The sequence below is a fragment of the Herbaspirillum lusitanum P6-12 genome (assembly GCF_000256565.1).
GTDB classification, from domain to species: Bacteria; Pseudomonadota; Gammaproteobacteria; order Burkholderiales; family Burkholderiaceae_D; genus Herbaspirillum; species Herbaspirillum lusitanum.
Genome location: NZ_AJHH01000641.1, coordinates 1 through 14,864, shown reverse-complemented (window position 1 = coordinate 14,864; position 14,864 = coordinate 1). Strand labels below are relative to the sequence as shown.

Below are 14,864 nucleotides of genomic sequence, written 5' to 3'. Positions count from 1 at the left end.
GTTTTCTCCCGCCCGAGGGCGGCTTTTTTCATGCTGCGGACAACGACATGATTACTTGGCGACGGGTTCGCGGAAGTAGATGCGCTTGGGCAGCGCCCACAACAGCAAGGCCGCGCCGACCAGGCATTCCAGCGCCACCACGTACAGGCCCAGCGAAGCGCTGCCGGTGATGTCGCGGATCTTGCCGACCATGTACGGCGTGATGATGCCGCCGAGCTGGCCGACCGAGTTGATCAGTGCGATGCCGCCGGCCGCTGCGGCGCCGGTCAGCACGCGCGGAGGCAGGATCCAGAACAGGCCGATGCCGGCGATGATGCCGGTTGCGGCGAACGACAGGCCGACCACCAGCACCAGCGTGTTGCTGCCGAAGTAGGCGCTCACGGCATAACCGACGGCGCCGGCCAGCGCGCAACCTGCCAGGTGCCAGCGGCGTTCGCCGGTGCGGTCCGAGCTGCGGCCGATCAGGATCATGCCGATGGCGGCGCACAGGTAAGGAATCACCGTGATCAGGCCGATGATGAAGGTGTCGTCGGTGCCGGCGGTCTTGATCAGTTGCGGCATCCAGAACACCAGGCCGTAGATGCCGGAAGCCAGCACCAGGTAGATCAGCGACATGGTGATGGTCGACGGCTGCTTGAGCGCGTCGCGGAAGGAATGCACCGCTTCGCTCTTCGGCTCGGCTGCGAGGCGGGCCAGCAGCAGTTTCTTTTCATCGTCTTTCAGCCAGCGTGCGTCTTCGATCTTGTTGTCGATGACGATCCAGCAGATCACGCCGAGCACGATCGACGGAATGCCTTCCAGCAGGAACAGCCATTGCCAGCCGTGCAGCGAGCTCACGCCGTGGGTGAACTTCATGATGCCGCCCGAGATCGGGCCGCCGATCATGCCGCACAGGGCGATGGCCGCCATGAACAGCGAATTGATGCGACCGCGGCGTTGCGACGGGAACCAGTTGGTGAAGAAATACAGCGCGCCCGGCACGAAGCCGGCTTCAAGGCTGCCGATCAGGAAACGCAGGATGTAGAACCCGGTTTCATTGGTGACGAACATCATCGCCGCCGAGGCGATGCCCCAGGTGACCATGATGCGGGCGATCCAGCGCTTCGGACCGACCTTGTGCAGGATCATGTTGCTCGGGATTTCAAACAGGAAGTAGCCGACGAAGAAGATACTCGCGCCGAGGCCGTAGACGGCGTCGGAGAAACCGAGATCCTGCTGCATCTGCAACTTGGCGAAACTGATATTGACGCGGTCGAGATAAGCGAACACGAAGCAGATCACGAGCAGCGGCACGAAGCGCAGCGTGATGCGGCGGTATAGATTGGATTCCTGGATATCCTGCGCGGTGGCCGGATAGGGTACTGCTGCCATAACATCTCTCCTCTGAAGCAATAAAAGGGCGCAGCATGCCGACCCGGGATGCTTATGGCATGCCGGGCAAACAGGCTGTAGTAATTTTTATTATTGGCGGATAGCTCGACGCATGTTCAATGCGCCGCCGCCGGTGCGGCGGACGCTATCCGTTTGATTCCGGCTGGATCAGTACTGATTCAGTGCCGGGTCAATATGTCGCGCGGCCGCCGGACAGGTCGAAGACCGATGCGGTGGTGAACGAGTTTTCTTCCGACACCAGCCAGCTCACCATGGCGGCGATCTCTTCCACTTTGACGAAGCGTCCGCGCGGGATCTTCGACAGCATGTAGTCGATGTGGGCCTGGGTGCATTGCTCCAGGATGCGGGTTTGCGCCGCAGCCGGGGTGATCGCGTTGACGGCGATGTTCTTGGTCGCGGTTTCCTTGCCGAGGCTCTTGGTCAGGGCGATCAGGCCCGCCTTGGCGGCGCTGTAGGCGGACGCGGTCGGATTGCCTTCCTTGCCGGCGATGGAAGCGATGTTGACGATGCGGCCGTAGTTTTGCGCGATCATGCGTTGCACCACCACCTGGTTGACGTAAAACGCGCCGTTCAGGTCGATGTCGATGACGCGGCGCCATTCTTCCGGCGAGTAGTCGGCGACGAGGCCGTTCTGGCCCGCGATGCCGGCGCTGTGCACCAGCACGTCGATCGATTGCGTGACTTTTTCAGTGGCTTCGATGGCGCGTTGCACGGCGGCCTGGTCGGCGATGTTGACGGCGACGGTTTCGACGTTGCCGAGCGACTCGAGCTTGGCGCGCGCTTCCTGCAGCAACTTCTCATCGAGGTCCCACAGGACGACTTTGGCCTTGCCTTGCAGCAGGCGTTCGGCGATGGCGAAACCGATGCCTTGCGCACCGCCGGTGATGATCGCGCTGCGACCCTGGAAATCGTAATGATTCATGTGAACTCCGTTCTCTTTGCTCTTGAGGTGACCTGTTGGAATCTGCCTCTGCGGGCAGTTCTTATCGCGTCAAACTTGTTTTTGTTCCGTAGCGAGAAGTCGTCAGCCGGTGGCGGACGGAGCGCAGGAACCGGAATGTACTTCAGTACATGAGATTCCGAGCACCGCCCGACGCCGGATCACGGCTTCGCAGTAGGAACAAAAGCAAGTTTTATGCGTTGACAGTCTTTTGCTGTTGTTCGCCCAGGCCTTCGATGCTCAGGCGCATGGTTTGGCCGGCAGTCAGGTAGACAGCATTCGGCTTGACGCCCATGCCGACGCCTGGAGGCGTACCTGTCGAGATCACGTCGCCAGGTTGCAGGCTCATGAACTTGCTCAGGTAGGAAATGATGAACGGCACGTTGAAGATCATCGTGTTGGTGTTGCCGTTCTGGTAGCGCTTGCCGTCGACTTCCAGCCACAGTTGCAGGTTGTTCGGGTTGGCGATTTCATCGCGCGTCACCAGCCATGGGCCGATCGGACCGAAGGTGTCGCAACCCTTGCCCTTGTCCCAGGTGCCGCCGCGTTCGGTTTGGTATTCGCGCTCGGAGACGTCGTTGACGACGCAATAGCCGGCGATGTGAGACAGCGCATCCTTTTCTTCGATGTACGAAGCGGCCTTGCCGATGACCACGCCCAGTTCGACTTCCCAGTCGGTCTTCTTGGAGCCGCGTGGGATCTTGACGTCGTCGTTGGGACCGACCACGGCCGATGTCCACTTGTTGAACACGACCGGTTCGGCTGGAATGGGCAGGCCGGATTCAGCAGCGTGGTCGGCGTAGTTCAGGCCGATGCAGATGAACTTGCCGATGTTGCCGACGCAGGCGCCGATACGTGGATTGCCGTCGACCACCGGCAGGCTTTGCAGGTCCAGTGCGCGGATTTTCGCCAGGGTAGCGTCATCCAGAGCGGCGCCGTTGACGTCCTTGATATGTGCCGACAGGTCGCGGATCTTGCCGGCCTGATCCAGGATGCCTGGCTTTTCTTGGCCGACAGGGCCGTAACGGAGTAATTTCATTGCTCTTCCTTTGGTGGTTGGTCTAAATAAGGCGCCATCGTGGCGACTGCGGCGCATGGTCTTGCTTGGGAATCGAGATAATACCAATTAATTGGTAAGACCATCAAACAACTTTGTCGCGTTTCAGGTGAAAATTTATAAACCAGATGTGTGAGGAATAATTAAGTGCGCAACTTGTTGTTTTGCATCGAAAATTGACCCACATAGCCGCATAATTTGCACCGAGAATTGACCCACGTTTAGAACACAATTCTGCTTATGACCATAAGCAGGAGATCGGAGTGATCGACGTGGCATTACTAGGCATTATTCGACGCTGGCACCTTCGTGACCAGGTCCCATTGCGAGAGATCGCCAGGCGTTTAGGCATTTCACGAAACACCGTCAGACGGTACATTCGCGCGGAAACCATTGAGCCAGCCTATGCAGACAGGCGTCCCAGGAGCTCTCTGGATAAGTACACAATAAAACTCTCGGCCTGGTTAAAAACCGAAGCGGCCAAGTCACGCAAACAACGTCGTACGTTAAAACAGCTCCATTTGGAGCTGCGAGCGTTGGGCTATGAGGGATCGTATGATCGAGTCGCAGCCTTCGCCAGACGCTGGAAGGTGGATCAATTGGAGAGGGTCAATTCTGCGAGCAAATCAACAGTTTTTCTCTTTGGATGGACTTGCCTAAAATTCAGTTCATCCTCATCTGACAGTCAGTTAAACATCCCTGAGATATGATGTCTCCTTGCGCCAGAAGAGCCGAATGACCAATTGCGGATCAGGAGCAATCAGTTAAAAATCTTCGAGTGCCGGAGCGTCAAACCAGTTCGTTAACGACATGCCACCGTCTACTACAAAGGAAGCACCAGTCACGTAGGCAGATAGCCGGTTCGAAAGCACAGCCATCGCCATCGGGGCGAGATCCTCGCTTTGCCCCAAGCGGCCGAGCGGAATGTGCCGTGTCAGCGCCGGATCGGCCACGAATCCACCGGCGGCAATTGCGCCCGGTACGAGGGCATTCACACGAATACCGAAGCGTCCAAGTGTCTTCGCAAGTTCCTTGACCAGCATCGACAATGCAGCCTTGGAAGTACTATAGTGCGGCAGGTTTCGTGGCGTGCTTGCGTGCAGAGATGTCAACATCAGGAACGAGCCCGGTTCGCGTGCTGCGATCAACGGACGCGCGAGTTCGCGCGCCAGATGAAAACCAGCATCGACGTTGACCGCACGCATGTTCTCCCAGGTTTCGTCCGTCACTGCTAACGCGTGGTCGGCTTCGCGCCTCGGCGGAGCAGCGCTGTGCACGAAGTGCGTTACACGCCCGACTGTCGCTCGCGCATGCGCCAACAAATCGTCGCAACCAGCTCGATTGGCAAGGTCACCGACCCAGGGAACGGCAAGTTCAGGCCGGCGAGATGCGGCTACCGCTGCAGCCACCTTCTCCGTGCTGATATCAGCGAAGACAGTACGAATACCTTCACCCACCAGGGCTTGGGCGATGGCACGTCCGATGCCGTTCCCAGCACCTGTCACCAGCGCGGTTTCTCGCACAGGGTCGAAAGCGTTCTCGAAAATAGTCATTTCTTTTTCTCTAATGATTTGTCGCGATCTGTTCGCAGAGGAGCGTGGTGAGGACTCTCCGGCACCTTATTCACACGGCATTCATACGTTGCAGTGCCTGTAACAAGTAAGGCCTGAAGTAGTCAGGATTCTCACACATAGGAAAATGTCCGAGACCCGGCATGACATCCAGTTGCGCACCAGCAATGACTTGTTGCAGTTTCTCGCCATCGACTGGGGTGGCCGAGTAATCGTAAGTGCCACACAGCAGTGAGACCGGCGTGCGGGCCGTATCGATGCGCGGACCGGTTACCGCACCGTCGAATTCATCGCTATAGAACGCGAGGTCGCCGCTATAGATGCCGGGTGCGCCTTGCGAATAAATCCATGCTGCCTGCCGCCGCTGTGCTTCTGGACTTTCCGGGCTCATCAGACCGCGCACAAAGCTGGCGTTATGCAGTGCGCCATGCACTTCGGCGTGATGCTGGTAAGGATTGCGGCGGCCCTTGGAACGAAATGGCGGCTCGACCGCGATGATGCCGTGAATCAGATCCGGACGTTCAGCCGCCAGCACCATGGCAATCGCCGCACCCATGGAACCGCCGACGATGATCGCCTTGGACTGAATGACTTGTTCCAGAATGGCGACGCACCACGACAAGTAACGGGCCGCTGTCAGCGTATAGCTGGCACCATCCCAGCTTACCGGCGGCAGCGACTTGCCGTGGAATGGCATATCCACGGCAAACATGGCATACGCTTCGGCCAGACCACTATCGGCCATCTGACCGAGAAATTGTCTGCCATCGGCGCCAGCGGTGTGCAAGAACAATACAGGTATGCCTTGGCCAGCGCGTTCGACGTAAAGGTGATGCGGCTGATCGTCGATTTGCACCGTGCGATAGCCGGCCTGAATCTGTTCCACGTTTCTGGCGGGTGTCGCGCTGCTGCGCATCGGGGCGTCAACCACTCGCTCAATCAACCGTTCCAGTGCTGGCCGACAGCGTGCAATCCAGAGCGGATCGCCGCTGACTTCAAACGCATCATTGGCCAGTTGCAACGCAGTGAAAGAGTGGAAAGTTGGCGGCGGCGGTGTTTGCAGCAACTGTTTCCAGGCGGCTTCGCTGGCAGTAATTGTGACGTTGATGTCAGTAGCGGCAGCGCCGCCAAGCGCAAGACGTTGCTGATCAATCCGCAAATCAATGTGGCGCTCTGCGACCACCAGCCGGACTTGTGCGTTCAGTCCGGCAGTCAGTCGCGGAAACTCCTGATCGTCAAGAATACGGCCGATGCGGGCCAGCAGTTGTTCGGCAATAGTCATGGCAGAAGTAAATTCGTAGTCGGAAAAGTGCCTGCACGCAGGCCGGAAATAAGCCAGCGTGCCGGAAAGGTGTCAAGTCAATCGCAATTCAGCGCAGCGGCGGCAAATGCAAACTGACGATTTCATGTTGCGCCTCGCCGTGGCGCGGATAGCAGGTAAATACCAGCGGATCGTGCCCCGGAATCAAATGTTCCTTGCTGTCGGCCAGATTTTGCAATTTGACGTAGCCATTCAGCATGTCACCAACGTGGAACACAATCGGGAACGGCGATTCGTTATGAATGTTGTCGTAAAAGTGACTGGCGTCCGAAGCAAGCACGACCCAGCCGCGCTGGGTATGCACCCGCACTGCCTGCAAGCCTTTGGTATGGCCGCCGACATGCACCAGCTCAATGCCCGGTACCAGTTCTGCATCGCCTTCATAAAACCGCACCCGTTTGTCGTACACGCCGCGCACGATATCGACCACATCATCGACGGCGTAGGCATGGCGGATCAAATCGTATTGCATGTACTTTCCGGTGGCGTATTGCAGTTCGGCTTCCTGCAAATGCATCATGGCGTTCGGCAGCAATTTGATATTGCCGGCATGGTCGTAATGCAAATGCGTCAGGATCACATCGGTGACCTGATCCGGAGCGACACCAAGGCCGGACAAGGCCGCAATCGGACAGCGCAGAAAAGTGCGTTTGCGTTCGACTGCGGCGGCCTGATTGAATCCGGTATCGACCACGATGGTGCGCGTCGCATCGCGGATTACCCAAATGAAATAATCCATCGGCATGGGGCCGTCATGCGGATCATGCACCATGAAGTTTTCCGCGCGGCGGCGTGGGACGGTGGCGTAGCGTATTGCATACACCTCATATTGCGGCAGTGCTGTGGCAGTCATCGCGGTTACCTGGGGCGGGTTGCTGGTCAGCCGCGGGTGTCAGCCAGCAGGCGATACATTTCCGTATGGTCGGCCACGCGGTCCAGCGATTGCGCGGCGTCCTTCCAGATTTTCAGACACTCGTTACCAAGCTGCATCGGGTAATTGAGTTCCTGTCCCAATTTCATGGCCACGCCCAGATCCTTGGTCATCAATTGCAGCGAGAAGCCGGAACCGAAGCTGCCGCTCAGCATGAATTGTTTGACCTTGGCTTCGGTGGTGTTGTTCCGACCGGTAGAGGTATTCAGAACATCGGTCATGACGGCCGGATCGAGACCGAAAATCTGACCCACGTGCAAGGCTTCAACCGCCGCCACCAGCCCGGCAGCGGAGACAAAATTATTGAGCGCCTTCATGGCATGCCCGGCACCCGGACCGCCGACGTGGAACAGGGTTTTTCCCATACATTGCAAGACCTCGGTACAAGCGGCATAAGTAGTGGCTGCGCCACCGACCATGATCGCCAAGGTACCTTCGATGGCTTTTTTGACGCCGCCGGATACCGGTGCATCGATATAGTGATGGCCGATTTCTGCCAGATCGGCAGCCAGCTGACGCGAACGCATCGGTTCGGATGAACTCATGTCGATGAAGGTTGCAGTCGACAAACGGAAGGCGAGGCCGTCCTTGTTCTTGCCGAGTACTACCGATTCCACGATGTCGGAATTGGGCAGCATGGTGATGACGATATCGGCGGGCGGCAGTTGCGCAGCCGCGGCATCGAATGCCTGTGCCTGGTATTCGGCAGCAAACTGCGCCGCCCGGGCCGGATCGGCATCCGCGACATGAACCGTATGACCGGCCTTGGTCAGCAAGGCAGCCATGGGATAACCCATCATGCCGAGGCCGATGAAGCAAATTTTTTTTGTCATGATGATCTCCTCAGATGCCCATTTCCTTGAAGACTTCCTTGGCGATCTTGAAGCTGTCGATCGCCGCCGGCACGCCACAATAGATGGCGGCTTGCAGGAATACTTCCTGGATGTCTTGTTTGGACAGACCGTTGTTGACCGCGCCGCGCACGTGCAATTTGATTTCGTGCGGGCGGTTCAGTGCGGTGAGCATGGCGAGGTTGAGGAAGCTGCGGGTACGACGGTCAAGACCGGGACGGTTCCAGATATCGCCCCAGCAATACTGGGTCACCAGTTCTTGCATCGGCAGGTTGAAGTCATCCGCATTCTTGATGGATGCATCAACATATTCTGCGCCGAGGACTTCGCGGCGGGTCTTGAGGCCAGTATCGAACAGTTCCTGATTCATCTATTACTCCTTATGGGGTCGAGCGGGTGGGGGTGGTTGCGTTTGTTGTTGAGACAGTACATCGAGTGCTGCTTTTTCAGCATTCTGAATATGCAGGCGTGCCGCCTTGCCAGCGGCAGTGGCGTTTCTGGCTTTGATGCATGCGTATAACTGGTCGATTTCCTTGAGACTTTCAGACAAGCGGTCGGCATGTGAAAAAGACGTCGAGCGCAATAAATTGATCCGTGACAGCAGACTCAACAGCATTTCCTTGATGAGCTGATTGCCGCAGCCATTCAGGATCACGTCGTAAAAATCGGCCTTGGCTGCCAGCAGACGTTTGCGGTCTCCGCTGGCGGCTTCTTGGTTCAAATTCTTAACCGCAACGCCGAGCGCCGCGACCGTGTCGTCGGATGCCAGTTTGGCGAATTCCGAGGCGGCGTGACTTTCCAGCAAACCGCGAATCGCGTACAAATCGCGCGCTTCGCTGACTGAAATCGACGACACCACCGGGCCGCGATGCAACACCATGGTGATCAGCTTTTCCGCTTCCAGCTTGCGCAGGGCTTCACGCAGGGAGGGCCGGCTGACATCCAGCAATTCACACAATTCGCGTTCGCTCAGTTTCTCACCCGGCTTGAAACGGCCATTCATGATGGCTTCGCGCAGATAGTTTTCTACCTGGCTACGCAAGCTGTCGGGTTTTCGAAGTACGGCGGGGGCTTCAGTGCTCATAGTGTCCTCATTCTATAAATTGTCATACAATATGTCAATAAGCTTGACATACAAAAAGCTGGTTATATACTTTGCAGCAGATTACAAAGGGTAAGACAGTCAGTTAAACAGACAAGATTACAACACAACCTGGAGACAGTATGGCTTCTCATGGACATCCCCCAAAGCATTCGCCGCGCCGTCGGCAATTTGTAGCAGGCACAGGCATGCTGGCGCTGGCTGCCGCATTACCTACCTTATCGCTGGCGCAGCAAAAGACGATCAATGTCGGTGTGATCTTGCCGTTGTCTGGCGCCAATGCCCAATTCGGCATTAATTCGCGGCAGGGGATTGAACTAGTTGCCGATGAAATCAATGCGGCTGGGGGCATCAAGTCGTTGGGTGGTGCCAAGATCAAGCTGATCGTGGCGGACTCGACCTCGGCCGCGACTACCGCAGCCACGGTGGCACAGCGTCTGATTACCCAAAATGAATGCGTGGCGATTCTGGGGGCATTTGCTTCTTCGCTGACATTGGCGATTTCAGAAGTGACTGAACGGCGCGGCGTTCCGTTGCTGACCATGTCGTTCTCGGATCAAATTACCGGGCGTGGTTTCAAGAATGTATTTCAGGTGGTATCGAAGGGTTCGCTGATCGGCAAATGTCAGTTCGACTATGCCGTGGCGCTGGCTTCTGGCAATCAAAAGGTCAACAAGATTGCCATCGTTTACGAAGATACCGCCTACGGTACTTCGCAAGCTACCGGGCTGCGCGATGCTGCCAAGGCCGCCAAAACGGAAATTGTGATGGATGAAGCCTATCCGCTAGGTATTTCCGATGTCACGCCGCTGATCAACAAGTTGCGCAACTCCGGCGCGCAAATCGTATTCCCGGTGTCGTATCTGAATGACAGTTTGTTGATCATCCGCACCATGCGCCAACAAAAGATCGACATGCCGATCCGGCGCGCAAATCGTATTCCCGGTGTCGTATCTGAATGACAGTTTGTTGATCATCCGCACCATGCGCCAACAAAAGATCGACAGCCGTCGGCGGCGCTGCCGGTTATGTGATTCCCGATTTCGCCAAGGCGCTGGGCGAGTACGCCGAAGGGGTGTTATCGATTGCCCCGGCCAATTACGATCTGGGGCCGCAATATACCGAGCGCTATCGCAAGCGTTTTGGCGCATTCATGGTGCATGAGGCGCTGGAACACGCGGTCTGTATGGATGTATTGGCGCAGGCACTGGAAAAAGCCAAGACCACGGCGCCCGATGGTGTGCGCGAAGCCTTGCGCAGTACCCGTTTCAACGGTGGCTGGACGCAGGCGATGACGGGCGGTGCAGTCAAGTTCGACGACACCGGCTTGAATACGCTGGCCGAACCGGTCATGGTGCAGTGGCGAAAAAACGAATTGGTCACGGTTTATCCGAAAGCACTGGCCAAAGGCAACTTCATCCAACGCAAGGCGGTTTGAGTTTGCGTTAATTATCGCTGACATTGCCGTCAGCGGTGGCGCAGCCGGCGTTCGCCGGCGCGCTTCACGGGAGATTTCTATGCAGTTATTGCAGGCCTTGATCGACGGCCTATTGATCGGTGGCGTCTACGCCGTTATCTCGATTGGGCTGACGCTGGTGTTTGGCGTGGTCGGGATTATCAATTTTGCCCAATCGCAGTTCTTGATGGTCGGGATGTTCATTGCCTTCTTTGCCTGGAAATTTCTCGGGCTGGATCCATTGTTTGGTGCTGTGCTGGCGTTTGCCGGGGTCTTTGTGCTTGGTGCGCTGATCCAGAAATATCTGATCAGCCGGGTACTCAAAGCGCCTGAAGTCAGTCAGATATTTTTGACGGTCGGACTCTTGATCGTATTGGAAAATCTGGCGCTGATCGTGTTCGGATCGGAGTTCCGTTCGGTGCAGACGGCGTATCAGACCAGTGCCTGGCGACTCGGCGGTTTGATGTTCAATGTCCCGTATGTGGCGGCGTTCGCAGTATCTGCGGTAACTGGCTTGCTGATTTGGTGGGTCTTGAAAAAGACCTGGTGGGGCTGGGCTGTGCGCGCCACGTCGCAAGATGTCATGGCGGCGCAACTGGTCGGTATTTCACCGGCGCGGGTGCATCAGATGGCATTCGGACTCGGCGTCGGTCTGACGGCATTAGGCGGGGCGATCATTTTGCCGTATCTGACGGTGTCACCGACCATCGGCGATCAATTTGGCGTGTTGATGTTTACGGTGGTGGTGCTGGGCGGTCTGGGCAATATTCTGGGCGCGGTGGTGGGCGGTCTGGCGGTTGGCATGATCCAATCCATTTCATCACTGGTGATGCCGATCCAGTTGCAGAATCTGGCCTTGTTCCTGATTTTCATTCTGGTGCTGGCAGTCCGCCCGGAAGGCTTACTGAAGAAGGCGAGCTGATATGACAACGAAAAATTTTCCGGGCTATTTCCGCTGGTTGTTATTGCTGCTGGTACTGGCAATATTTCCGTGGTTTTTGAAAGACCAAGGCTATGCGATTCGGGTCTTGATCTTGGTGATGCTATTTGCCGCCATGGCGCAGTCGTGGAATATCGTCGGCGGACTGGCCAATCAGATTTCGCTCGGGCATGCCGCATTCTTCGGCATCGGCACTTACACCTCGACCATCTTGCTGATCCGCTTCGGTATCTCGCCGTGGCTGGGCATGCTGGCGGCGATGTTGGTGGCGGCGCTGGCCGGCGCCATTCTGAGTATTCCGACCATGCGTTTGCGCGGCCATTATTTTGCACTGGCCACGCTGGCGTTCGGTGAAGTGATGCGCGCCATCGCCAATACCTGGACCAGCTTGACTGGCGGTCCGGTTGGCATCTCGGTGCCATTCTCGCAACCGAGTCTGAGTCTGATGCAATTCAAATCGAGCTTGCCGTACTACTACATCATGCTGGGCGCACTGGTGATTACTACCGTGATTTTCATTCTGATCAGCCGTTCCAAACTGGGGTATCGCTTGCGTGCGGTCAAAGCCAATCCGGAGGCGGCAGAAGTGATCGGGGTCAATACCGTGCGCACCAAAGTGATGGCCGCGGTGATCTCGGCGGCATTGATGGGCGCTTGCGGCACCTTGTATGCGCAATTCAATTTCTTCTTCGATCCGGATACCGCATTTTCACTGACCGGGGTATCGATCCGGGTGGCGTTGATTTGCATCATCGGTGGCATCGGTACTGCGGTCGGGCCGATCATTGGCGCGTTCTTCATCATTCCGGTGGAAGAGCTGTTCAACGACTTGCTGTCGGGGCAGGCCGCCGGGGTGTCGCAACTGGGCTACGGCTTGATTTTGATTGCCATCATTCTGATCGAACCGCATGGCATCAGCGCCTTGCTGGAACGCGGCAAGAAAATGTGGAAGGGCAAACGTTATGTCTGATGTGACAAAAGAAAAAGCGGGAGGCGTCAAATTTCTGGAAGTCAGTCATGTGACGCGCCGCTTTGGTGGTTTGACGGCAGTCAATGATGTCTCGTTCAGTGTCAATCGCGGTGACATCATCGGTTTGATCGGGCCGAACGGCGCCGGCAAGACCACCTTGTTCAATCTGCTGGTGGGCCTGACCAAACCAAATCAGGGCCAGGTAGTGCTGGATGGCGTCAGCATCGGCGGCAGTAAGCCGAGTCGGATTGCCACCGCCGGCATGACCAAGACCTTTCAGAATGTGGCGCTGTTTGCGGAAATGACCGTGCTCGATAACGTGTTGGTCGGCGGCTTGTTGCGCCATAGCGTCGAAGACGCCCGGGCATTGGCGGAAAAGAATCTGGCGCGGGTCGGTCTGGCCGCAATTGCCGGCAAGAAAGCGGGAGACTTGTCGTTTCCGGAGCGGGCGCGCGTTGAAATGGCGCGCGCCTTGTGCACCGGTCCCAAATTGCTGTTGCTGGATGAAGTGATGGCGGCGCTGAATGAAACCGAAATGGATGCCTTGTTGGAACTGATCCGCTCACTACGCGATAACGAGGGGCTGACCTTCATCGTGGTGGAACATCACATGCGGGCCATCATGAATTTGTGCAACCGCATTATCGTATTGTGCTTCGGCCAGAAAATTGCCGAAGGCACACCGGCCGACATTGCCAGCGATCCAGCCGTGATCGATGCCTATCTCGGCAGTTCCATCGACACCGAGGTGAGCGCATGAGTCTGTTATCAATCAAGGGATTGCATGCCTCGTATGGCGCCAGTCCGGTATTGCGGGATGTATCGCTGGAAGTGGCGCAAGGCTCGTTCACTGCCGTGATCGGCGCCAATACCGCCGGCAAGAGCACCATGCTGCGCGCGATCTCCGGTTTGCTGTCAAAAGTATCGGGACAGATTTTGTTCGACGGCAAGGAATTGCTGAAGATGCCGGCGCATCAAATTCCCGCGCAAGGCATTGCGCATGTGCCGGAAGGCCGCCACATTTTCCCGGGGATGACGGTCGAAGAAAATCTGTTTCTGGGCGCCTACAGTTGCCGCTCGCAAGCCGCGGTGCTGAAGCAGCGCTTCGACGACATCTACGCCTTGTTTCCGCGTTTGCACGAACGGCGGCAACAGTTGGCGGGAACCTTGTCCGGCGGCGAACAGCAAATGGTCGCGTTGGGCCGGGCCTTGATGCTCAAGCCACGGCTATTGATGCTGGATGAGCCGAGTCATGGGTTGGCGCCGAAGGTGGTGGAAGAGCTGCATCACGCGCTGGTCAAGATTCACAAGAGCGGCCTGACCATCTTGCTGGTGGAGCAAAACACCCGGCTCGCATTATCGGTGGCGGAGCGGGCCTCGGTACTGCAAGCCGGGCAAATCGTCTTGTCCGGCGACGCTGGCAGCCTGATGGACGACGCCCGGGTGCGCGAGGCTTATCTGGGAATTTGATGTTGCCCTGCGACCCTGGCAGCAGTTGCAGGCATTCTCTGCCGGTGGTCGCAACCGCCAACTTTTACAGCGGCGTATCCCGATCGAGTTCAGGAATCGGCAAGCCGATCTTGCGTGCCTTGCCCAGAATATTGTCGGCCAACCGGATGCTGACCAGATCCAGCAGTTTGCCATCCAATGCCACCGCGCCACGATGCTGGGCCTGTGCTTGTTGCATGGCGGCGATGATGCGGGTGGCTTGCAGAATTTCGGCGGCAGTCGGCGAGAACACGGCATTGATGGCCTCGATCTGACTCGGATGAATTGCCTGTTTGCCTTCGTAACCGAGAATCGCGGCGCGCTCGGCCGCTTCCGTGCTGCCGCCGGCGTCGCTATAGTCGCCGTAAGGGCCGTCAATCGGACGCAGGCCATAGGCGCGGCAGGCCACCACGATACGCATTTGTGCGTAATGCCACATATCGTTCAGATGACTGCGGCCATGTTGCGTAATGCGATAGCCGGGATGCGCCATACCAATGCCGGTAGTGCGCGAGGCAATCGACGCCGCGAAGTCGCCGGAACCGAAATGCAATGCCTGCAGCCGTGAGCCGGCGCGTGCAATTTCCTCCACGTTACACAAGCCTTCGGCGGTTTCGATCATGGCTTCCAGCCCAATCCGGCGCGGTCGGTCGGTGGCCAGTTCAACCTGATTGATCAGCGTTTCCACCGCGTACAAGTCTTGCGCCTGATTGACTTTCGGTATCAGCAGGTAATCCAGGCGCGGGCAGTGACTGAGCAAGTCGATGACGTCGCGAAACATATACGGCGATTGCAATGTATTGATGCGCACCGTCATTGCCTTGTTACCCCAGTCGATATGGTTC

Annotated in this window: 16 protein-coding genes, 1 other RNA gene and 1 pseudogene; 7 read left to right on the top strand and 11 right to left on the bottom strand. The window is 57.2% G+C overall.

The window, feature by feature from the left end:
• Nucleotides 1–51 precede the first annotated feature (51 nt).
• The 4 genes from HLUSI_RS0121180 to HLUSI_RS0121170 form a co-directional block, all read right to left on the bottom strand.
• The gene (locus HLUSI_RS0121180; protein WP_016835856.1) at nt 52–1,371 is read right to left on the bottom strand and encodes an MFS transporter; all 1,320 of its coding nucleotides are present in this window, start codon (nt 1,369–1,371) and stop codon (nt 52–54) included.
• Between the two features lie 190 nt (nt 1,372–1,561).
• Entirely contained in the window at nt 1,562–2,314 is a 753-nt protein-coding gene (locus HLUSI_RS0121175; protein WP_016835855.1) for an SDR family oxidoreductase, read from the bottom strand.
• Between the two features lie 76 nt (nt 2,315–2,390).
• A non-coding RNA gene (locus tag HLUSI_RS31970) (sX9 sRNA) lies at nt 2,391–2,465 on the bottom strand.
• A 60-nt stretch (nt 2,466–2,525) separates the two neighbouring features.
• Entirely contained in the window at nt 2,526–3,371 is an 846-nt protein-coding gene (locus tag HLUSI_RS0121170) for a fumarylacetoacetate hydrolase family protein (RefSeq protein WP_016835854.1), read from the bottom strand.
• A 281-nt stretch (nt 3,372–3,652) separates the two neighbouring features.
• Between HLUSI_RS0121170 and HLUSI_RS31965 the strand changes: the two are divergent.
• Nucleotides 3,653–4,021: pseudogene (locus tag HLUSI_RS31965) on the top strand (helix-turn-helix domain-containing protein); the annotation flags it as partial.
• Between the two features lie 132 nt (nt 4,022–4,153).
• Here HLUSI_RS31965 and HLUSI_RS0121165 read toward each other — a convergent pair.
• The 6 genes from HLUSI_RS0121165 to HLUSI_RS29930 form a co-directional block, all read right to left on the bottom strand.
• Complete coding sequence (locus tag HLUSI_RS0121165; RefSeq protein ID WP_016835853.1) at nt 4,154–4,942, bottom strand: SDR family NAD(P)-dependent oxidoreductase; 789 nt, start codon at nt 4,940–4,942, stop codon at nt 4,154–4,156.
• A 70-nt stretch (nt 4,943–5,012) separates the two neighbouring features.
• Entirely contained in the window at nt 5,013–6,242 is a 1,230-nt protein-coding gene (locus HLUSI_RS0121160) for an alpha/beta fold hydrolase (RefSeq protein ID WP_016835852.1), read from the bottom strand.
• An 88-nt stretch (nt 6,243–6,330) separates the two neighbouring features.
• The gene (locus tag HLUSI_RS0121155; RefSeq protein WP_016835851.1) at nt 6,331–7,134 is read right to left on the bottom strand and encodes an N-acyl homoserine lactonase family protein; all 804 of its coding nucleotides are present in this window, start codon (nt 7,132–7,134) and stop codon (nt 6,331–6,333) included.
• 26 nt (nt 7,135–7,160) lie between these two features.
• A complete protein-coding gene (locus HLUSI_RS0121150) occupies nt 7,161–8,045 on the bottom strand; it encodes an NAD(P)-dependent oxidoreductase (RefSeq protein ID WP_016835850.1) in 885 nt (294 codons plus the stop codon).
• 10 nt (nt 8,046–8,055) lie between these two features.
• Entirely contained in the window at nt 8,056–8,433 is a 378-nt protein-coding gene (gene pcaC, locus HLUSI_RS0121145) for a 4-carboxymuconolactone decarboxylase (protein ID WP_016835849.1), read from the bottom strand.
• Between the two features lie 3 nt (nt 8,434–8,436).
• A complete protein-coding gene (locus tag HLUSI_RS29930) occupies nt 8,437–9,147 on the bottom strand; it encodes a GntR family transcriptional regulator (protein WP_050977756.1) in 711 nt (236 codons plus the stop codon).
• A gap of 206 nt (nt 9,148–9,353) precedes the next feature.
• Between HLUSI_RS29930 and HLUSI_RS34700 the strand changes: the two genes are divergently transcribed.
• The 6 genes from HLUSI_RS34700 (at nt 9,354) to HLUSI_RS0121115 (ending at nt 14,001) form a co-directional block, all read left to right on the top strand.
• A complete protein-coding gene (locus HLUSI_RS34700) occupies nt 9,354–10,127 on the top strand; it encodes an ABC transporter substrate-binding protein (RefSeq protein WP_269147433.1) in 774 nt (257 codons plus the stop codon).
• A 68-nt stretch (nt 10,128–10,195) separates the two neighbouring features.
• Complete coding sequence (locus HLUSI_RS34695) at nt 10,196–10,603, top strand: type 1 periplasmic-binding domain-containing protein (RefSeq protein WP_269147432.1); 408 nt, start codon at nt 10,196–10,198, stop codon at nt 10,601–10,603.
• A gap of 79 nt (nt 10,604–10,682) precedes the next feature.
• A complete protein-coding gene (locus HLUSI_RS0121130) occupies nt 10,683–11,543 on the top strand; it encodes a branched-chain amino acid ABC transporter permease (protein WP_016835847.1) in 861 nt (286 codons plus the stop codon).
• A 1-nt stretch (nt 11,544) separates the two neighbouring features.
• On the top strand, nt 11,545–12,531 hold the full coding sequence (locus HLUSI_RS0121125; RefSeq protein WP_016835846.1) for a branched-chain amino acid ABC transporter permease: 987 nt from the start codon (nt 11,545–11,547) through the stop codon (nt 12,529–12,531).
• Nucleotides 12,524–13,291, top strand: coding sequence for an ABC transporter ATP-binding protein (locus HLUSI_RS0121120; RefSeq protein ID WP_016835845.1), 768 nt, complete (start codon nt 12,524–12,526; stop codon nt 13,289–13,291). Before HLUSI_RS0121125 ends, HLUSI_RS0121120 begins: the two co-directional genes overlap by 8 nt.
• A complete protein-coding gene (locus HLUSI_RS0121115) occupies nt 13,288–14,001 on the top strand; it encodes an ABC transporter ATP-binding protein (RefSeq protein ID WP_029363851.1) in 714 nt (237 codons plus the stop codon). Before HLUSI_RS0121120 ends, HLUSI_RS0121115 begins: the two co-directional genes overlap by 4 nt.
• 64 nt (nt 14,002–14,065) lie before the next feature.
• On the opposite strand, the gene HLUSI_RS29920 is transcribed toward HLUSI_RS0121115, so the two are convergent.
• Nucleotides 14,066–14,864: HpcH/HpaI aldolase/citrate lyase family protein (locus HLUSI_RS29920; RefSeq protein ID WP_016835843.1), on the bottom strand; the 799-nt coding region annotated here is incomplete at its 5' end.